The sequence below is a fragment of the Paenibacillus sp. JCM 18996 genome (assembly GCF_055392555.1).
Genome location: NZ_AP043884.1, coordinates 462,851 through 482,849 on the forward strand (window position 1 = coordinate 462,851; position 19,999 = coordinate 482,849).

19 protein-coding genes and 1 pseudogene are annotated in these 19,999 nt (G+C 53.9%); 18 read left to right on the forward strand and 2 right to left on the reverse strand.

All coding sequences use genetic code 11. The features are described 5' to 3' along the window. Positions 1–80 precede the first annotated feature (80 nt). The 7 genes from hemW to dnaJ all read left to right on the forward strand — a co-directional run bounded on the left by hemW (position 81) and on the right by dnaJ (position 8,689). Positions 81–1,292, forward strand: a complete 1,212-nt coding sequence (hemW, locus tag ACZ5N7_RS02245; RefSeq protein ID WP_464657019.1) for a radical SAM family heme chaperone HemW — start codon at positions 81–83, stop codon at positions 1,290–1,292. 122 nt (positions 1,293–1,414) lie between these two features. Further along, positions 1,415–1,876 carry an N-acetyltransferase gene (locus tag ACZ5N7_RS02250; protein ID WP_464659112.1) on the forward strand — a complete coding sequence of 154 codons (462 nt, stop codon included), beginning with the start codon at positions 1,415–1,417 and terminating at the stop codon, positions 1,874–1,876. 118 nt (positions 1,877–1,994) lie between these two features. Continuing rightward, a complete protein-coding gene (gene hrcA / locus ACZ5N7_RS02255; protein ID WP_464657021.1) occupies positions 1,995–3,023 on the forward strand; it encodes a heat-inducible transcriptional repressor HrcA in 1,029 nt (342 codons plus the stop codon). A gap of 204 nt (positions 3,024–3,227) precedes the next feature. Further along, positions 3,228–4,772: a TCP-1/cpn60 chaperonin family protein gene (locus ACZ5N7_RS02260; RefSeq protein ID WP_464657023.1), complete on the forward strand. Its 1,545-nt coding sequence runs from the start codon at positions 3,228–3,230 to the stop codon at positions 4,770–4,772. A gap of 66 nt (positions 4,773–4,838) precedes the next feature. Further along, complete coding sequence (gene grpE / locus ACZ5N7_RS02265; protein ID WP_464657024.1) at positions 4,839–5,432, forward strand: nucleotide exchange factor GrpE; 594 nt, start codon at positions 4,839–4,841, stop codon at positions 5,430–5,432. A 72-nt stretch (positions 5,433–5,504) separates the two neighbouring features. Continuing rightward, positions 5,505–7,352: a molecular chaperone DnaK gene (dnaK, locus tag ACZ5N7_RS02270; protein ID WP_464657025.1), complete on the forward strand. Its 1,848-nt coding sequence runs from the start codon at positions 5,505–5,507 to the stop codon at positions 7,350–7,352. Between the two features lie 209 nt (positions 7,353–7,561). After that, a complete protein-coding gene (gene dnaJ / locus ACZ5N7_RS02275; RefSeq protein WP_464657027.1) occupies positions 7,562–8,689 on the forward strand; it encodes a molecular chaperone DnaJ in 1,128 nt (375 codons plus the stop codon). Between the two features lie 81 nt (positions 8,690–8,770). On the opposite strand, the pseudogene ACZ5N7_RS02280 reads toward dnaJ, so the two are convergent. Continuing rightward, a pseudogene (locus ACZ5N7_RS02280) lies at positions 8,771–8,893 on the reverse strand (alanine dehydrogenase); the annotation flags it as partial. Positions 8,894–9,022: 129 nt separating this feature from the next. Between ACZ5N7_RS02280 and ACZ5N7_RS02285 the strand changes: the two are divergent. From ACZ5N7_RS02285 to ACZ5N7_RS02295, 3 genes are all read left to right on the forward strand, one after another. Then, positions 9,023–10,417, forward strand: a complete 1,395-nt coding sequence (locus ACZ5N7_RS02285; protein ID WP_464657029.1) for an amino acid permease — start codon at positions 9,023–9,025, stop codon at positions 10,415–10,417. Between the two features lie 73 nt (positions 10,418–10,490). Then, positions 10,491–10,655: a YfhD family protein gene (locus ACZ5N7_RS02290; RefSeq protein WP_464657030.1), complete on the forward strand. Its 165-nt coding sequence runs from the start codon at positions 10,491–10,493 to the stop codon at positions 10,653–10,655. A 4-nt stretch (positions 10,656–10,659) separates the two neighbouring features. Then, a complete protein-coding gene (locus ACZ5N7_RS02295; protein ID WP_464657032.1) occupies positions 10,660–11,031 on the forward strand; it encodes a hypothetical protein in 372 nt (123 codons plus the stop codon). 46 nt (positions 11,032–11,077) lie between these two features. On the opposite strand, the gene ACZ5N7_RS02300 is transcribed toward ACZ5N7_RS02295, so the two are convergent. After that, on the reverse strand, positions 11,078–11,839 hold the full coding sequence (locus tag ACZ5N7_RS02300) for a YheC/YheD family protein (protein ID WP_464657033.1): 762 nt from the start codon (positions 11,837–11,839) through the stop codon (positions 11,078–11,080). 203 nt (positions 11,840–12,042) lie between these two features. On the opposite strand from ACZ5N7_RS02300, the gene prmA reads away from it, so the two are divergent. The 8 genes from prmA (at position 12,043) to ACZ5N7_RS02340 (ending at position 19,721) form a co-directional block, all read left to right on the forward strand. Beyond that, positions 12,043–13,014 (forward strand): 50S ribosomal protein L11 methyltransferase, encoded by a 972-nt coding sequence (gene prmA, locus ACZ5N7_RS02305; protein ID WP_464657035.1) that lies wholly within the window; start codon positions 12,043–12,045, stop codon positions 13,012–13,014. Positions 13,015–13,024: 10 nt separating this feature from the next. Continuing rightward, complete coding sequence (locus ACZ5N7_RS02310; RefSeq protein ID WP_464657037.1) at positions 13,025–13,693, forward strand: site-2 protease family protein; 669 nt, start codon at positions 13,025–13,027, stop codon at positions 13,691–13,693. Positions 13,694–13,780: 87 nt separating this feature from the next. Then, positions 13,781–14,551, forward strand: a complete 771-nt coding sequence (locus ACZ5N7_RS02315) for a 16S rRNA (uracil(1498)-N(3))-methyltransferase (RefSeq protein WP_464657039.1) — start codon at positions 13,781–13,783, stop codon at positions 14,549–14,551. A 3-nt stretch (positions 14,552–14,554) separates the two neighbouring features. Further along, entirely contained in the window at positions 14,555–15,895 is a 1,341-nt protein-coding gene (mtaB, locus tag ACZ5N7_RS02320; protein WP_464657041.1) for a tRNA (N(6)-L-threonylcarbamoyladenosine(37)-C(2))-methylthiotransferase MtaB, read from the forward strand. Positions 15,896–16,010: 115 nt separating this feature from the next. Continuing rightward, a complete protein-coding gene (locus ACZ5N7_RS02325; RefSeq protein ID WP_464657043.1) occupies positions 16,011–17,072 on the forward strand; it encodes a Gfo/Idh/MocA family protein in 1,062 nt (353 codons plus the stop codon). 97 nt (positions 17,073–17,169) lie between these two features. After that, positions 17,170–17,607, forward strand: a complete 438-nt coding sequence (locus tag ACZ5N7_RS02330; RefSeq protein WP_464657045.1) for an NUDIX hydrolase — start codon at positions 17,170–17,172, stop codon at positions 17,605–17,607. Further along, positions 17,600–18,292: a deoxyribose-phosphate aldolase gene (gene deoC / locus ACZ5N7_RS02335; protein ID WP_464657047.1), complete on the forward strand. Its 693-nt coding sequence runs from the start codon at positions 17,600–17,602 to the stop codon at positions 18,290–18,292. Before ACZ5N7_RS02330 ends, deoC begins: the two co-directional genes overlap by 8 nt. 64 nt (positions 18,293–18,356) lie before the next feature. Beyond that, complete coding sequence (locus tag ACZ5N7_RS02340) at positions 18,357–19,721, forward strand: class I SAM-dependent rRNA methyltransferase (RefSeq protein ID WP_464657049.1); 1,365 nt, start codon at positions 18,357–18,359, stop codon at positions 19,719–19,721. Positions 19,722–19,999: the final 278 nt, after the last annotated feature.

The following is a 19,999-nucleotide window of genomic DNA, read 5'->3' on the forward strand; positions in this document are numbered from 1 at the left end:
AGGGGCCGCGTGCTCCTGCTTTTGACATACGGGGCCAACACAAGCACCGGGAAGTCCATGCGGGAAAGAAGGAATAGGCAATGACAAAAAAAGATTTTACGAATACAGTACTGAGTGATGCGAAAGCGGAACGGGCGCATATTCACCGGGTGAAGCCGAGCGCCGTGTACATTCACATCCCTTTTTGCACGAACAAATGCCATTACTGCGATTTTAACTCTTTTGTGCTGAAAGGCCAGCCGGTGATGGATTATCTCTTCGCTCTGGAAAAAGAGATGGAGAATACGGTGAAGCAGCTTCCTCCCGCTCATGTGGAAACGATTTTTGTCGGAGGAGGTACGCCTACTGTTCTGCTCCCGGACCAGATGGAGATTTTTCTGAAAATGGTGAGGACCTACTTCCCGTCAAGCGACCCGAACCTTGAATTTTCGATGGAAGCGAACCCGGGCACAACAGACCAGGAAAAGCTCGCTGCGATGAGGGAAGGCGGAGTAAACCGGATTTCGTTCGGGGTCCAGTCTTTTGACAACGGGCTGCTCGAGCGGATCGGCCGGATCCATAATACGGATGATGTGTACCGTTCCCTGGAAAACGCGCGCAAGGCAGGCTTTGACAATATGTCGATCGACCTGATGTTCGGGCTGCCTGGGCAGACGGTGGAGATTATGCGCGACACTTTGGACAAAGCGCTGGCGCTCGGCCTGAAGCACTATTCGATCTACTCGCTGAAAGTTGAGGAGAACACGCTGTTCCATACGCTGTACCATAAGAATCAGCTTCCGCTGCCGGACGAGGAAGAGGAAGTGAACATGTTCCACCTTATAATGAATACTTTGCGGGCCGCAGGCTGCGGGCAGTATGAAATCAGCAACTTTGCCAGGCCCGGCTATGAAAGCCGCCATAACATGATGTACTGGCGCAATCAGCCGTACTACGGCCTCGGCGCGGGTGCGCACGGGTATATGCTTGGACGCCGCCATGTAAACGTCAAGGGAGTAGGGGCCTTCATCGAAGCGGCCGGAAAAGGGCTGCCCCGGATGGAGAGCTTTGAGGTTACCCGTCAGGAAGCGATGGAGGATTTTATGATGGTAGGCCTTCGGATGCTGCGGGGCGTGCGAAGGAGCGATTTTGCCTCTCAGTTCGGGATGTCTTTGGAGGAAGCATTTGGCAATGTGCTGAAGAGGCAGTTGAACATGGGGCTGCTAGAGGAAACGGCGGAAGGGTACAGGCTGTCGGAGCGGGGAGTGCTTTTCGGCAATGAGGTGTTCGGGGCGTTCCTTGATGCGGAATAGGAAAGATTTGCGAGAACCTATTGCATTTTATACAAATTGATGTATATTTATACATGAATCCTTTTTTGGACAGCTCCGCTGCCGGCGGATTCGATTTTGCAGTGAACGGTGGGAGTGCGATCATGACGGTTACTTGCCGCAAGGCGACGCGGGAAGATGTGGAAACTTTATATGACATTATTCAGGGCTATGCAGCCCAAGGGATTATGCTGCCACGCAGCAGGTCCATGCTGAACGAGCAGATTGACGATTTTGTCGTTGCCGAGGTCGACGAACGGCTGGTCGGCTGCGGGTCGCTCACCCGGTTAGGAGAGGATTTGGTCGAGATTCGATCTCTGGGCGTGACAGAGGGATATAAAGGGTTAGGCATCGGCAAATCGATTGTGGCACACCTGGTGGACGAAGCGAAGAACAGGAATATTCCCAAGGTGATGGCGTTGACATATGAAGTGAAATTTTTCCAGAAAAACGGGTTTCATGTGGTGCCGAAGGAGATTTTTCCGGAGAAGGTCTGGAAGGATTGCGTGAACTGTCCGAAGCAGCTCTGCTGCGATGAAATCGCCGTCCTGAAGCGGCTGGATTGACTTGACAACAGACCTTAGGGTCTGTTATTTTTGTATTATGGTTTAGCACTCATAAGACAGGAGTGCTAACGACCGGACGAGAGAGGACAAATTCAGCCAAAGGAGCGGAGGGCAGGCCATGTTAACTGAACGCCAGCAGATGATTTTGAACGCTATCATTGATGATTATATTCGTTCGGCGGAACCGGTAGGCTCCCGAAGCATTTCCAAAAAAGCGAATGTCGGGTTCTCTCCCGCAACGATCCGCAACGAAATGTCCGACCTGGAGGAGATGGGCTTTCTCGAGCAGCCCCATACTTCCGCCGGCCGCGTCCCTTCCAATAAAGGGTACCGTTATTATGTGGACCATTTGATGCCTTTCAGCAAGCTGACGGGTCATGAAATGGATGTGATCAAGCTTTTTCTGGCCCAAAAAATGCAGGAGATCGAGGAAGTGTTCCAGCAGGCGTCGACCATCATGTCCAATCTCACCAACTATACTTCAATCGTCCTGGGTCCCGAAGTGTTCACGACGACTTTGAAGCATCTGCAGATTGTGCCTTTGAACGAGCGCAGCGCCGTTGCCATTCTGGTGACGAACACCGGGCGGGTCGAGAACAAGACGGTTGAAATCCCCGACAACGTCTCGGTGGATGAGATCCAGAAGGTGGTCAATATTTTAAATTCCCGGCTTGCGAATGTGTCTTTGCTGCATTTCAAGTCGAAGCTATATAATGAAATTTCACAGGAGCTAAGCAAATACGTGCAGGGCTACGAGCAGATGCTTTCGCTTATCGAGAGCGTGCTTGAGCCGGACGACGCCCACGACCGCATTTATGTGAGCGGAGCTACGAACATGATGATCCAGCCGGAATTCCGGGACGTCGATAAGGTGAAAAGCATTCTTGACATCTTTAATGAAACGACGCAGCTCCTGCAGCTGGTCTCGGGCGAAAGCGAGGGGCTGCAGGTGAAAATCGGCGCAGAGAACAGTGTGCAAGCCATCCGGGACTGCTCGCTCATTACAGCTACGTATTCGATTGGCGGCCAGCCTTTGGGGTCGATTGGAATTCTGGGTCCTACCCGGATGGAATACGGAAAAGTCATTTCATTGATGAACCATTTGACCAAGGATTTGGAGATCATTCTGGGCCGGTGGTATAAGTAGGGAAGGCGGCTTACAGGTGGTGAGGACTGTCGCGGGAGGAGATAGACCGCTGGCAGGCGGTGAGGACCGTAGCGGGAGGATAGGACGTGTGCACATGTTTTTGACAGTGTGATTTGCGATCAGCTGCCGTTAGGACCGTTACGCAAGGATTGGCCGCAAGCACGTGAAGCACACGATACTCATAGGGAAAGGATAATGCCTTTCATGAACGGAAAGCAGGGGAATCAGGAGGCGGACGAACGCTATTCCACTTTAATGAATAACGCCAATGCGATCCGTGCGATCTGTTCGGCTGTGGAAAGCACGCTGGGGCCCAAGGGGCTCGATACGATGCTTGTCGGGGCCGGGGGTGACGTCATTATCACCAACGACGGGGTGACGATCCTCGAGATGATGGACGTTACCCATCCGGCTGCGCGGCTGCTCATCCAGGTGGCGCGCTCCCAGCAGGAGCAGGTCGGCGACGGTACGACGACGGCGACCGTGCTCGCCGGCGCCCTCGTCGCCGAAGGCGCGGCGATGGTCGCGAAAGGCGTGCCGGCCGCGAAGGTGGTGCGCGGCATGCAGGAGGGCATTGCCCGCGCGATGGCCGAGCTGCAGCGGCGGTCCCGCCCGATCGACGGGCTGGACGACGCGATGCTGCACCGCCTGGCGTACATCGCCGGGCGGGAGCACGCGGATATCGCCCGGCTCGTTGTCGAGGCCGCCGGGCGCGTCGGCACCGGAAAGCTCCTCGAAGAGAGCTTCCGGTTTGCCGATATGGTCGTCGCCCATGAGCGGGCGGTTAGCGAGGTTTGGCCCGGGCTTCTGCTGGAGCAGAAGCCCGTGAACGAGCAGATGGAGCGGTCCCTCGGGGACGCTCCGGTGCTCGTGCTCGTCGACGCGCTGAAGCCGGAGGGCGTCGACGAGGAAGCGCTGACGACGGAGGCGGGCTTCCGCCGGCAGCTGGAGCTGCGCGAGCAGTTCCGCCGGCAGCTGGCGCTGCTGGCGTCGCTCGGGGTCGGCCTGATCGCGGCCGACAGGGGCGTCGACGCCGAGGCGGAGCAGTTCTGCGCCGACCAAGGCATCATGGTGCTGCAGCGGGTATCCCGCAGGCAGCTTAAGCAGCTCGCGGAGTTCACCGGCGCGACGCCCGTCAAGCGCACGGCGCTGAGCAAGTCCGCGCCGGAGCTGTCGGCTTACCTCGGCCTGGCGGGCCGTGTCGCCTACGACGACAAGATCCGGCGCGTCCGCCTGAGCGGCGGGCGCGGCAGGCCGACGGTCACGGTGCTGGTCGGAGCCAGCACCAGCGAGGTCGTCGGCGAGCGGGCGCGGATCGCCAAGGATGCGGCTTCCGCGCTGCAGGCCGGCGTGCGCGGCGGCTACCTGCCCGGCGGGGGCACCGTGGAGATCACGGTGGCCCAGGAGCTCGAGCGGTTCCGCGACACGTTCAAAGGCATGGAGGGCTTCGGCGTCGCGGCCGTCGCCCAGGCTTTGCGCAAGCCGCTGTCGCAGATTGTGGTCAACGCGGGCTACAATCCGCTGGAGAAGCTGGAGGAGATCCGCGCGGCACAGCTCGCGGAGGGCTCCGACAGCATCGGAATGGATTGCGACACGGGGGCGCTTGCCGATTACATGGGGCTTGGCGTGATCGATCCGACCCTGGTGAAGCTGTACGCCCTGCGGGCCGCCGGAGAGGTAGCTGCCGCGGTGCTGAGAATCCATACGGTGATCAAAATGAAGGGCACCGCGGGCGAGGGTGATTTTTGACGGAAATTAGGTTAAATTGTTATATAGGTGTTCGAAAGTCTACCGATATAAGGAGGTGAATTGCAAGTGAGCGTTGAGGATAAGGAAAAGGAAAAGGTTCAATCCGCAGCGGGCAGCGTGGAGCAGGATGCCGAGGCTACATATGAGGCAGGTGAAAACCACGCCCAGCAAGGACAGCAGACGGACGAAGACGCCGATTTCGATGACGTGGACTCCAAATGGGAGGAGCTTCGCCAGCAAGCAGAGGAAAATTATCAGCGTTATGTGAGAGCACAAGCTGATTTCGATAATTTCCGCCGCCGCACCCGCCTGGAGAAGGAGGAGTTCGCCAAATACGCTTCTTTGAAGCTGATCGAGCAGCTGCTTCCTGTGGTGGACAACTTTGAAAGAGCGCTGAGTTCCAGCAAAGACAACAAGGATTTCGATGCGTTGATCAAAGGTCTGGAAATGACATTCCGCCAGTTGGACGGAGTGCTAGAACAGGAAGGCCTGAAGCCGATCGAGGCGGTAGGTCAGCCTTTCAACCCGGAATTCCATCAGGCAATCATGCAGGTGGAATCCGAGGAGCATGAAGAAGGCATCGTAGTCGAGGAAGTCCAGAAGGGCTATCTGCTGAAGGACAAAGTAATCCGTCCGGCCATGGTGAAAGTCAGCGTTTAACGGATTTATGCCGAATTAAGAATATACCGCACCAAACATTTTTCTCTCAATCAAAAGGAGGCCATCTCGGTCATGAGTAAAGTAATTGGGATTGACTTAGGAACAACAAACTCCTGTGTAGCCGTAATGGAGGGCGGGGAAGCTGTCGTCATTCCGAACCCGGAGGGCAACCGCACGACTCCTTCCGTTGTGGGCTTTAAGAAGGACGGCGAGCGTGTAGTCGGGGAGACGGCGAAGCGCCAGGCGATTACCAACCCCGAGCGCACGATCATTTCCATCAAGCGCCACATGGGCACCAACCACAAAGAAAAAATCGACAACAACGAATACAGCCCGCAGGAAATTTCCGCTATGATTCTGCAAAAGCTGAAATCCGACGCGGAAGCTTACCTTGGATCTCCCGTAACCCAGGCGGTCATTACCGTACCTGCGTATTTCAACGACAGCCAGCGCCAAGCTACCAAGGATGCCGGTAAAATCGCGGGACTTGAAGTGCTTCGTATCATCAACGAGCCTACAGCTGCGGCTTTGGCATACGGCCTGGAAAAATCCGAAGACCAGACGATCCTCGTCTATGACTTGGGCGGCGGTACATTCGACGTATCGATTCTTGAGCTGGGAGACGGCTTCTTTGAAGTAAAAGCGACTTCCGGCGACAACAAGCTGGGCGGAGACGACTTCGACCAGGCGATTATCGACTATCTGGCAGCCGAGTTCAAAAAAGAGCACGGCATCGACCTGTCCAAAGATAAAGCGGCGGTTCAGCGTTTGAAGGATGCCGCGGAAAAAGCGAAAAAAGAACTGTCCGGGGTAGTGAGCACAACGATTTCCCTGCCGTTTATCACCGTGGTGGACGGAGTTCCCCAGCACTTGGAAGTCAACCTGAGCCGTTCCAAATTTGATGAATTGACAGCGAGCCTGGTGGAAAGAACGCTCGGACCTACCCGCCAAGCGCTGAGCGATGCCGGCATGACTGCGGCCGATATCGATAAAGTGGTTCTCGTCGGGGGATCTACGCGTATTCCTGCGGTGCAGGAAGCGATCAAGAAGCTGATCGGCAAAGAGCCTCACAAAGGCGTTAACCCTGACGAAGTCGTTGCCCTTGGCGCAGCGGTCCAAGCGGGCGTGCTAACCGGTGACGTGAAGGACGTCGTGCTTCTGGACGTTACTCCGTTGTCCCTGGGCATTGAAACAGCGGGCGGCGTATTCACCAAAATGATCGAGCGCAACACGACCATCCCTACAACGAAGTCTCAGGTGTTCACCACTTACGCGGATAACCAGCCGAGCGTTGAAATCCACGTGCTGCAAGGGGAGCGCTCGATGGCGGGCGACAACAAAACGCTCGGCCGCTTTATGCTGGGAGACATTCCTCCGGCCCCTCGCGGTATCCCTCAAATCGAAGTTACCTTCGATATTGACGCCAACGGTATCGTTAACGTATCCGCTCTGGATAAGGGAACAGGCAAGAGCCAGAAAATCACCATTACTTCCTCCAGCGGCCTCAGCGACGAGGAAATCGATAAAATGATGAAGGACGCGGAAGCCCACGCCGAAGAAGACCGGAAGCGCAAAGAGCTGGTTGAAGCGCGCAACAACGCGGATCAGCTGATCTACTCCGTGGACAAAACAATCAAGGACCTGGGCGATAAAGCCGAGCAAGCCGAAGTCGACAAAGCGAACGAGGCGAAAGAAGCGTTGAAAAAAGCTTTGGAAGGCGACAACCTGGACGAAATCAAAGCCGCTACCGAGAAGCTGTCCGAGTCGGTGCAGCAGCTGTCCGTGAAGCTTTACGAGCAGGCGGCCCAGCAGGCCGGGGCGGCTCAAGGCGGAGCTGAAGGCGGCGCGGAAGGACCTAAGAAGGAAAATGTCGTTGACGCGGACTACGAAGTGGTAGACGACAAAGAAAAGAAGAAATAAGACAACTTTAGCGTTGATGTAAGCAAGCGGAAAGTATAGGCTGCTGCGGCGCGTCGCGCAAGTCCCGGCAGGTAAATTTAATCTGCGTGGACGGGCGGCCGCAGACTGCGGAGAACCGGAGCTGGCGGGCGGATATAATGCCGCAGCAGCGGTTCTCCGGCCTGCACTTTCTTTTGTGTTAGAAAAGGCAATCAAATGGGAGTGGAACGATGAGTAAACGGGATTATTACGAGGTGCTCGGGGTTTCCAAGGACGCATCTCAAGAGGAAATTAAAAAAGCTTATCGTCAAATGGCCCGCAAATTTCATCCCGATGTCAATAAAGCAGCCGACGCCGAAGAGAAATTTAAAGAAGCGAAGGAAGCTTACGACGTATTGAGCGACGACCAGAAGAAGGCGACGTACGACCGTTTCGGCCATGTCGATCCGAATCAGGGAATGGGCGGCGGCGGTTTTGGCGGAGCCCAGGATTTCGGCGGATTTGGCGATTTGTTTGACATGTTCTTCGGCGGAAGCGGGGGAAGCAGGCGGAATCCGAATGCTCCCCAGCGGGGAAACGATCTGCAGTACACGCTAACGATCGAATTTAAGGAAGCTGTATTCGGCAAGGAAATGGACATTACGATTCCCCGCACGGAAACCTGCGATACTTGTCACGGTTCGGGTGCGAAGCCGGGTACGAGACCCGAAACCTGTTCCGTTTGCCACGGCAGCGGACAGCAGGAAGCGGTGCAGAACACGCCTTTCGGGAGGATTGTAAACCGCAGGGCTTGTACGAACTGCGGCGGCACCGGACAGTTTATCAAAGAAAAATGCTCTGACTGCCGCGGTGCGGGCAAAGTGAAAAAGCAGCGCAAAATTCACGTCAAAATTCCCGCGGGAGTCGATGAGGGTGCGCAGCTGCGGATCTCGGGCGAAGGGGAAACGGGAACGCGCGGAGGCCCGTCGGGCGACCTGTACGTCGTCCTTCGCGTGAAGCCGCATGAATTTTTCGACCGTGAAGGCGAAGACATCTACTGCGAGGTCCCGCTTACTTTTACGCAGGCGGCTTTGGGCGATGAAATCGAGATCCCGACTTTGACGGAAAAAGTAAAGCTGAAGATTCCCGCCGGAACCCAGACGGACACTTACTTCCGGTTGAGAGGCAAAGGAGTTCCGCGCTTGCGCGGCACCGGCCAGGGGGACCAGCACGTGAAAGTCGTGATTGTCACCCCGACCTCTATGACCGACGAGCAGAAGGAGCTGCTGCGTCAGTTCGCCGGACTCAGCGGCGAGCATACGCACGAGCAGCAGCAGTCGGTTTTTGAAAGAATGAAGAGAGCCTTTCTCGGCGACTGAATTCGTTAAAAGCACATCGCGTGCAGTCTTAAGACGCGGTGTGCTTTTTGTTTCGTAAAGGAGTCTGCCTATATCGTTTTATTACACTGCCGCCAATTCCTTTTCCAAAGCTTTTTCCACCGGAACATAATTGTATCCGAGGTCTTTAGCGACGGCCACATAAGTTACCGAACCGTCCGCCGTGTTCACTCCCAACTGCAGAGCAAATTCAAAGGCCTATTTTTTGGTGATTTGACAATATCACAATGTATTAGATATGGTAATATCGTTATGGAAACAATAAGTAAACGCTTTCAATGTATAGTGTTATAAAAGTAAGAGGAGGCAGCTAATATGAGTAGGAATCAGCAGTCAATGGAATTACGGAGAGGCTTGGAAGAACGCCATATTACTTTAATGTCTTTAGGCGCTGCTATTGGGGTGGGCCTGTTTCTGGGCTCCGCTTCGGCAATCAAGTTAGCCGGCCCCGGAATCCTTTTGGCTTATGGGCTTGGCGGTTTGGTCATGTTTTTCATCATGAGGGCGCTTGGGGAAATGGCAATCCACAATCCGGTGGCAGGCTCGTTTTCCCGTTATGCCCGCGATTATATAAGTCCCGTATTCGGTTATTTAACCGGCTGGAATTATTGGTTTTTATGGATTGTCACCTGTATGGCGGAGATTACGGCTGTAGGAGTATATATGGAACACTGGTTCCCGGGAACCCCGCGGTGGATTTGGGCTTTCGCCGCACTTATTGTCATGAGCATCGTCAACCTGGTTGCCGTTAAAGCGTATGGGGAATTTGAATTCTGGTTTGCCCTGATCAAAATCGTTACGATTCTGGCGATGATCGTTTCCGGCTTGGGCATGATTATTTTTGGCTTTGGAAACGGCGGAGCCTCTGTCGGCATTAGCAATTTGTGGAGTCACGGCGGATTTTTCCCTAACGGTTTTCAAGGGGTGCTTATGTCGCTGCAGATGGTGTTTTTCGCTTACCTCGGGATAGAAATGATCGGTGTAACCGCCGGTGAGGCGAAGAATCCGAAAAAATCGTTGGCTAAAGCGATCGATTCCGTATTTTGGAGAATCCTGATTTTCTATGTGGGCGCATTGTTTGTCATCATTTCCATTTATCCATGGAACGAGATCGGCCAGAACGGAAGCCCTTTTGTCATGATGTTCGACAACTTCGGCATTCCGGCCGCTGCGGGAATTATCAATTTTGTCGTGCTGACCGCGGCTTTGTCTTCCTGCAACAGCGGTATTTTCAGCACCGGGCGGATGCTGTTTAACTTGGCCCAGCAGGGGGAAGCTTCTCCCCGATTCGCCAAGCTGGGCAAAACCGGTGTGCCAAGCTCAGCAATCGTAGCTTCCTCACTTGCCTTGTTGATAGGAGTACTGCTGAACTATATCGTTCCGGAAAAAGTGTTCATGTGGGTCACCAGCATTGCGACATTTGGAGCCATTTGGACATGGGTGATGATCTTGGTGGCCCAAATCCGTTTCCGCAAAAGCTTGACTCCGCAGGAACGCGGGAGGTTAACGTATAAAATGCCTTTGGCTCCTGCAGCAGGCTATATTTGTTTGGCCTTCCTGGCTTTTGTAGTGGGGATCATGGCTTATTTCCCGGATACGAGAATCGCATTGGTGATTGGACCCCTGTTCCTGATCCTCATGGCAGCCGTTTATTACAGGAAAGGTTTTCATATTAAAAAGCAGATGAACGGACAAGTGGAAATGAACTAAACGGGATGTCCCGTGGCATAGTTTCCATCTTCCTGGCCAACAATAAGGGGAGCAGGAAAAAGGAGGGAAGACTATGCCTGACTTGAAGCAGGTTTACGAGGACCGGGACCCGAGGGAAGGCCGGTACGAGAATGTGGAGTTCAGCGAAAGGCTGGCCGACGAGGAAGATATGGAAGCACTCCACCGGGCGGAACAGGCTGATGCGCGCCAAGCGGATCAAGCATACCGGGAGGACTGATTCTATGGTTGAAAAAAATATATTGGCTTATTTCAAAAGCCCCGAAGAAGCGGAGAATGCCGCAGCCAAGCTGAAGTCGCTGAGTGTGGCGGATATGCAGATCGACCGTTTCAGCCGTTATCCGGACGGTGAAATGAACAGCTATTTCAATCCGGCGGCCGGCGACATCCGCAGCTTGGCCAGCATGACGTTGAACGCCGATATTTCAAACCGCAGCGCGGGAATTCTGGCTTCTGCGGACGTCAATGCTAGCGGATTAAGCGACGGCGGGCAGGGCGGCCCTACAGGCCGGGACGTGCTGCTCACGGTAGTTGTGGGAGAAGCGGAGGAAGCCGCGGCCAGGCAGATCATTGCCGACGGCGGCGGAATGATGTAGGAGAACCAGACCAGGGACAAGAGAGTTCCCTGGTTTTTTTTTTCGCTTAACCTTCTTTTTTTCGCAGCGGCCGTCTCAGACGTAAAATCGCGTTCATCTTTTTGACGGTCCGGTAATACTTTTTGCCAGGCAGACTGGCAAACACTTTCAGGCCCGGGTAAGTAAAATTGACTTCAATGAGCCAAATGTTCCCGTTTTTATCCATGGCAAAGTCATTGCCGATTTTTTGATAGTATTTAATTTTCCCGGCCCTTTGGCATATTCTATGGCTTAAGCGGATCAGCTGCTGTTTGACGTTTTCGGCTTGCTCCGCAGAATAACCAAGCGATTGCTCCAGCGAATCTTCAAAGGTGGTCACGTAGCCCTTCGACCTGACAATATTGGTTATTACGCTTTGCGGTCCCGCCACTTTGGACAGGATACCGAAGAACTGCCACCGGTCCTGCCGGTTGCGCATCATCAGGACCCTTATATCGAAAATACGGTTATCGATTTGTGCCAAAGGAATCGCTTTTTGAATGATGTATGGCTGAGGAAGGGAGCGGTTTTTTATTTCTCTAAACAGCTCATCCAGGGAAAAGCATTGTATCGGTTCCCCCCTTAAAATGACAAAAGCGTATCCTTCGTGCGTTTTCCACGCTTTAATGATTCCCTTACCCATATGCTCTTTGTCGGGTTTAATGTAGACGGTACCGTATCGTTCCATAAAATCTTGCAGGGTGTCTTCGTTAAATAACGAGGTTGGGGGCAAGAAGCTGCGGATTTCGGTGTCTTTCGAATAAAACTGGTGAAGAAACCATTTTCCCATTGTCAACCAATTCCTCTCTCAAGCCGGCTTTTTACCTGTTTGAATATATTATGCTTTGCCGCGAGCCCGGGAGTGGTCTTTTGCCGTCCCATCCCAAGTGTAGTACAATGGAAATGTTTTGTATGTGTGAATTTTTTGGGAACGTTTGGAAAAAATGTTTACCGATTGGCGATAATGAGAGATAAATAATGAGGGGGGCTTCCATGCGCTGGTATGAAATAACGGTACATACGACGGAAGAAGCGATTGAGGCGATTTCGAATTTTATGAACGAGCTGGGTGCCGGCGGCGTCTCGATCGAGGAGTCGGGCACGCTGAACAAGGAGAGGGACACTTCCTTCGGCCAGTGGTACGAGATGCCCTTGAACGATATCCCGGAAGGCCGCGCGATTATTAAAGGCTATTATCCGGAGGAAACGAAAATGGACGAAATTATGGCAAGCTTGAAATGCTCCATCGAAGAGCTTGAAGTGATCGGCATCGATTCGGGTGAACCGTCGCTGGATCTTCAGATTGTGAACGATGAGGATTGGGCGGACGCCTGGAAGCAGTATTTCAAGCCTTTGCGCGTGTCCAACCGGTTAACCGTGAAGCCCACATGGGAGGAGTATACTCCGGCGGAGGAAGAAATTATTCTCGAGCTGGATCCGGGGATGGCCTTCGGCACCGGTACGCACGCAACGACCGCCCTGTGCCTTCAGACGCTTGAAGATGTCATCCGGGCCGGAGATGACGTGATCGATGTGGGCACCGGCTCCGGCATTCTCGCCATCGCCGCGGCAAAGCTGGGCGCGAAGCATGTGCTGGCGCTCGATCTTGACCCTGTGTCGGTTTCCAGTGCCAAGGAGAACACCAGGCTGAACGCACTGCAGGATTCCATCACGATCCAGCTCAGCGACCTGCTTGGAGTGCTCCAGTCGGATGAAGCGAACCGCAGCGGGCTGGGCGTAGAGATTCCTGTGCAGGCGGTGGTGGCGAATATTTTGGCCGAGATCATCCTGCTCTTTCTCGATGACGTATACAATGTGCTGCAGAGCGGCGGACACTACATCGCCTCCGGCATCATCAAAAGCAAAGAGGAAGATGTTGCGCAAGGATTGACCAATGCCGGATTCACAATTACGGACCGCCGTTACGAAGGCGAATGGGTTGTGTTTGTGGCTAGAAAAGGATAGGTGCGGACGGATGAGTTCATTTTTAGCTTTTCCTTTGGATCAACTGCCGTTTATTTTTCTCGCCTTGATGATAGCCTTTACGCTCCATGAATTTGCCCATGCGTACACGGCATACTTATTCGGAGATACTACTGCGAAAGAGGCCGGGCGGGTCACCCTCAATCCGATGGCGCATCTGGACCTGCTCGGCACCATTCTTATCTTTATCGCAGGCTTCGGGTGGGCAAGGCCCGTGCCGGTCAACCGCTCTTATTTTAAATATCCGCGGCTTATGGGGGTCATCGTCTCTCTTGCAGGCCCTGTGAGCAACTTGCTGATCGCATTTGTCTGGCTTGGAATCTTCTACGCGCTGGATGTCTCCGGAGTTATGCGTTCCTTTTCCAAAGGGGGCGTGGACGCATTGCTGGTATTCACCAACCATATGGTGGGCCTCAACATCCTGCTCTTTATTTTTAATCTCATACCGCTTCCCCCTTTGGACGGCTACCGCATTCTTGAAGATTTGCTGCCTCGCCGTATGATGGCCAAACTGAGGCAGATTGAGCAGTGGGCGGTTTTTCTGTTTCTCATTATGGTGTTTATCCCGCCGGTTTCGCGCGTCACGATCGGGCCGATCCTGTCTCTTAGAAGCGACATTTTTCACGCGATGAGGTCGTTTTATGCGCATCTGTTCGGTTAGAGGGATTTGTTGTAAAAGGTAGCATTTTGGTTGTAAACGAGGTATGATGGAATGTGATTATTTTAAGAAAAAGTAAATGAGGTCAGCATGCAAAGATACTTTATTCCGGCCCCGCAATTTTTCGGAAATACAGTTACCGTGACGGGGGAAGATGCCCACCACATCGTGCGGGTTATGCGCTCCGAGGTTGGGGACACGTTCATCTGCAGCGATGGCGTGGAACGCGAAGCCGTGGTACGGATCACCGCGCTCTCCAAGGACAGCGTAACAGCGGACATCGTAGAGATGCTTCCCTGGACGCAGGAACCTGCCGTCGATGTGTGGATCGCCCAGAGCTTGCCCAAAGGGGACAAGCTGGAGACGGTCATCCAGAAAGGAACGGAGGTCGGAGCGGCCCGGTTTCTGCCTTTTATCTCGGAAAGGACGGTCGTCCAGTACGACGGGAAAAAGGAAGCGAAGCGTCTCGAACGCTGGCAGAAGATCGCCAAAGAAGCGGCGGAGCAGGCGCACCGCAACCGGATACCCGAGGTCGATTCGCCGGTTGGCTGGAAAGCGCTGCTGCAGGCTGCGAAGGAAGCGGATGAGGCCTGGATTTGCTATGAAAAAGAAAGCGGCGGAGCCTTCAGGGAGCTTGTCAAGGACATCGCATCCAGGCTCGAAGGCCGCGAATCCCGGACGAAGCTGCAAATCATGCTGATCGTAGGGCCGGAAGGCGGGTTCAGCGAACAAGAAATTACGGAAGCCGTCGAAGCGGGCTGCCATTCCGTGTCTTTGGGAAGACGAATCCTTAGGACGGAGACGGCGGCTTTAGTCGGGCTTTCTTGCATATTGTATGAAATCGGTGAGATTGGAGGATGAACGATGGCAACTGTTGCTTTTCATACATTGGGATGTAAAGTCAATTTTTACGATACGGAAGCGATCTGGCAGAAGTTCAAGGGCGAAGGCTATGAACAGGTTGATTTTGAACAGACGGCCGATATCTATGTGATTAATACCTGTACGGTTACGAACACCGGAGACAAAAAATCGAGGCAGATGATCCGCAGGGCGATCCGCCGGAACCCGGAAGCGATTGTGGCCGTAACCGGCTGCTACGCGCAAACTTCGCCAGCGCAAATTTTGGCCATTCCGGGTGTCGATCTCGTCATAGGGACGCAGGACCGCGATAAGATTATGGACTACGTGAAGCAGCTCGAAGCCGAGCGCCAGCCGATCAACGCGGTGCGCAACATCATGAAGACAAGGGCGTTCGAAGAGCTCGACGTGCCTGACTTTGCGGACCGGACCCGGGCATTCCTGAAAATCCAGGAGGGCTGCAACAATTTCTGCACGTTCTGCATTATCCCGTGGTCGAGAGGGTTAATGCGCAGCCGGGAGCCGGAAAGCGTCATTCGCCAGGCGGGAATGCTGGTGGACGCCGGTTACCAGGAGATCGTGCTGACCGGCATTCATACCGGAGGCTACGGCGAGGATATGGAAAACTATTCGCTGGCCAAGCTGCTTTGGGATTTGGACAAGGTGGAGGGACTGAAGCGCATCCGCATTTCTTCCATTGAAGCGAGCCAAATTACGGACGAAGTGCTGGAAGTGCTCCAGGCGTCGGACAAAATGTGCCGTCATCTGCATATCCCGCTGCAGGCGGGAGACGATTCCGTGCTGAAGCGGATGAGAAGGAAATACACGACAGCCGAGTTCGGCAGCAAAGTCGAGAAAATTCACAAGATCATGCCGGGTGTGGCGATTACGACGGACGTGATTGTGGGCTTCCCGGGCGAAACCGAAGAGATGTTCCGCCGCGGCTACAAGTTCATGGAACAGATGAAATTCTCGGAAATGCATGTGTTCCCATACTCTAAGCGCACTGGCACGCCTGCGGCGCGGATGGAAGATCAGATCGACGAAGAAGTGAAGAACGAGCGCGTCCATCAGCTGATCGATTTGTCCGAAAGAATGCAGCTGGACTACTCCAAACAATTTGTCGGCCAGGTGCTTGAGGTTATTCCCGAGCGTTCTTACAAAGATCAGCCGGGCAGCGGCTTGATGATGGGCTACTCTGACAATTACATTCAGCTTGTGTTTGACGGCAGCGAGGATATGATCGGGCAGGTTTGCTCCGTACGGCTGACCGAGGCCGGGGTGAACGAGAGCAAAGGCTCTTTAATGCCGGCGGCGCAGCCATTAAAAGTGGTCAACGCATAATAAAAGTTTTTAGCCCGCTGCTTCCTTGAGGCTTCCCTGTACCCCGGGGAAGCTGCTGCGGTGCAGTGGTTACATACAACGCCAAAAAATTGAAAAAAAGGCGGTTGGGGGAAACATGGGAGAGAAGGTCCGTTTTGGAATTGCAGGCTGCGGGGTTATCGGAAAGCTGCATGCGCAGCAGCTGAAGCTGGTCCCGGATGCCGAAATTTCAGGTTTTGCCGACGAGGTTGGTTCTAAAGCTGAGAACTATGCGGCGGAGTTCGGGGGTAAAGCCTATGACAGCTATGAGGAGATGCTGAAGGATGAGCGGGTCCAGGTTGTATCGATCTGCACTCCCAGCGGAATCCACGGGGAAATGGCCATTCAGGCCGCACGGTACGGCAAGCATGTCGTGGTAGAGAAGCCAATTGACGTTTCGCTGGCGGTAGCGGACCGGATGGTGGCAGCCTGCCGGGAGTCGGGTGTGCTGCTCAGCTGTATTTTTCAGCACCGTTTCGATGAGGCGACCGTGCGGGTGAAGCGCCAGCTTGAAGCCGGGGCTTTCGGGAAAGTGGTGCTTGTCAACGGCCACGTGCATTGGTATCGCTCAGATTCTTATTATGCCAGCGGAGATTGGCGCGGCACATGGGCGTTGGACGGAGGCGGGGTATTGATGAACCAGGCGATCCATACGCTGGATCTTGTCCGCTACTTTGGCGGCGCGATCTCATCGATCCGCGCTAACGCCGGCAACCTTCTTCATCCGCGGATTGAAGTGGAGGACGTCCTTACGGCCGCCATTCAATTCGAGAGCGGCGCACTTGGCGTATTCTCCGCCACCACCTGCGCTTATCCGGGCCTTTCCACCAGGGTAGAGGTGATCGGGGAAAAAGGCTCCTGCATTATCGAGAACAACAAGCTCGTTTATGAGCATTTTCAGCAGGGAGACGGAGTAGGGACTCATGGACTTGATTACTCCCAGTCCAACCTGGTCAGCAAATCAGCCGAAACCGAATCGACGGGTGTCGAGCATCGCGTTTATGGAAACGCTCATTATTATCAGTTTATGGATATTGTTGACGCGGTGCAGCGAAGAAGAGAGCCTTTTGTTACCGGGGAAGAGGGAAGAGACTCGCTTCAGGCGGTACTTGCCGTATACGAATCTGCGGCTTCAGGCGAGACGGTCGCGTTGAGTTAAGCGTACTTAAAGAAGGAAAGGATTTCATTCTGGGCTTGATCTTGCGGGAACAGAATCCTTTTTCTTCTACACAATGCAGGGAAAGGAGACGAGGGTTATGAAAGAAATTTCCGCCGGCGGCGTTGTATACCGCAAGCTGGGAGATCAGCTGCAGGTGCAGATGATCCAGGACAGATACGGGAAAATTACGCTGCCCAAAGGTAAAATGGAGCCAGGCGAGACGGTTGAACAGACCGCGCTGCGGGAGATCGACGAGGAAACCGGGATAAAAGGCCGGATTGAGGAGAAACTGGAAATAATCGCTTACCAATACTCGCTGCCCAATGTGGGCCTGATAGATAAAGAAGTGCATTATTATTTGGTGGAAGCGGTAGGAGGGCATCTTCAGGCGCAGGTCGAGGAAATTCGCGGCGTCGAATGGATGCATCCTTTGGAGGCGTGGAACCGGCAGTCCCATTCCGGCTATGCAAACAACGATTCCGTGCTCAAGAAAGCTCTGCATAAACTTGGATTTGAGGTGAATGAGAATGGGTAATGACGGTTTGGACCCGCACACTTTAGCCCGATACATAGACCATACTTATTTAAAGCCCGACGCCCGCAGAAGCACGATTGAAGGGCTATGCGAAGAAGCGCGCAAATATAATTTTTACAGCGTATGCGTTAACAGCGTATGGGCGGCCTTGTGCAAGGAGCTGCTTCAGGGCTCCGGCACGAAAGTTTGCGTGGTGACCGGATTCTCGTTAGGCGCGGGCCTTAGCTCGGCAAAAGCTTTCGAAGCTGCTGAAGCAGTCGAGCGCGGGGCATCCGAGATCGACATGGTCATTTCGGTGGGACACCTGCTGGACGGGGACCATTCATTCGTTCAGGCGGATATCGCTGAAGTAGTGAAGGCTGTCGAGGGACAAGCGATCGTGAAAGTGATTCTGGAGACAGGACTGTTGAACGACGAGCAGAAGCGGATCGGCTGCCGGTTGTCCGAAGCGGCCGGTGCCCATTTTGTCAAAACCTCCACGGGCTTTAACTACGGCGGAGCGACGGTGGAAGATATCCGCCTCATGAGAGCATCCGTTTCCGATTCGGTCGGAGTGAAGGCTTCAGGCGGAGTACGCGATCTGGACACCGCCCTTAGGATGATTGAAGCGGGGGCGACGCGGCTTGGGACAAGCTCCGGCGTGGCTCTTGTAACAACAGGTTCGGCGGGCAGCTCCTCTTATTAAGAGGACTGCTTTTTCGTTTGGTGATGGCATTGTGTATTTTTCTATTTTATTTCGGGGGGAACGCATGGCTTCCGTATACTTAAACCGCAACCGTAAAAAAAGGCTGGAAGAGGGACACCCTTGGGTATTCCATAACGAAATTGAAAGGACAGACGGAGAAATTGTCCCCGGCGGTATCGTCGACGTGCATAATCACAAGGGCCAGTATCTGGCCAGCGGCTATATCAATCCGAAATCCCAGATCACGGTGCGGATAGTCGGCTACCGTCCTATCGAAGAGATGACGCCGGAATTTTTCGCAGAGCGTATTTCCGCCTGTTGGCAGCACCGCCAGCGTTTTCTGAAAGACGCGGATTCCTGCAGAATCGTCTACGGCGAAGCGGATTTTCTTCCTGGCTTGATCGTGGATAAATTCGCGGATATCCTGGTCGTACAGATTCTGACGCTCGGTATGGACAGATGCCGGGACCAGATCATAAATGCTTTGGTCAGAATATTGAAGCCTGCCGGTATTTATGAACGCAGCGATGTTGCCGTGAGAGAGCTGGAAGGGCTGGAGCAGATGACAGGGCTGCTTTATGGAGAGTGCCGGCGTCATGTAAAGGTGCGCGAGAACGGGCTGACAATAGAGGTCGATATTTACGAAGGCCAGAAAACGGGATATTTCTTCGACCAACGGGAAAACCGGGCCTCTATCGAACCGCTCATGACAGGCTGGGGACGGCGCAGCGGTATTGAAATAAAAGAAGTCGAGACAGAGGACGGGATTGTTAAAGCTCCAGTGAACGCGAACGGGAAAGTGGTAACTTTTCCTTACTGGGATGGTGCTGCGGTGTTGGAATGCTTCTCCCACACGGGCAGCTTCACACTCCATGCTTGCAAATACGGTGCCAAGAAAGTGACATGCCTCGATATTTCCGCGCACGCGATTGAAAACGCCAAAACGAACGTGGCCTTGAACGGTTTTGAAGACCGGGTGGAGTTTGTCGTAGCCGACGCGTTCGATTATTTGCGGAGCCAGGTGAAAGGCGCGGAAGAAAGAGTACAGCGCGCGGCCTCCGCCTCCGGGAAGGTCGATACTTCCAAGAAGTTGACTGCCGAAGGCCGCACCTGGGATGTGGTCATTCTGGACCCGCCCGCGTTCGCCAAAACGCGAAATGCCATCAAGGGAGCCTGCAGAGGCTACAAGGACATCAATCTGCACGGGATGAAGCTGGTCAATGAAGGCGGATTTCTGGTCACAGCGAGCTGCTCGTACCACATACGGCCGGAATTGTTTCTGGAGACGATTCACGATGCGGCAATGGATGCAGGCAAGATTTTGCGCTTGGTGGAATTCCGAGGGGCCGGTAAAGATCACCCTCAAATCCTCGGTGTGGACGAAGGCCACTATTTGAAGTATGCCATTTTTGAAGTGAGAAGCCGATAGGAAGATGCTGAACAGCCGGGGGGGGTGCCCGGCTTTTTTCGAGCCCAGACTTCCGCCCATTACCAGAATAACCTTCTTGCTACCGGGAAATCCGCACTGCAATCGTCCCCTGGCCGCATCACCGCGAGACATCTCCTCCCGTACCGGCAGACCTGTAACGCTCACTTTTTCATTGGGGAATAAAAACGCCGTTTCCGGAAACGTGACGCACACATGACTGGCAAAAGGTGCGGATAATTTGTTCGCCAAGCCAGGTGTCAAGTCCGATTGAGTGAATG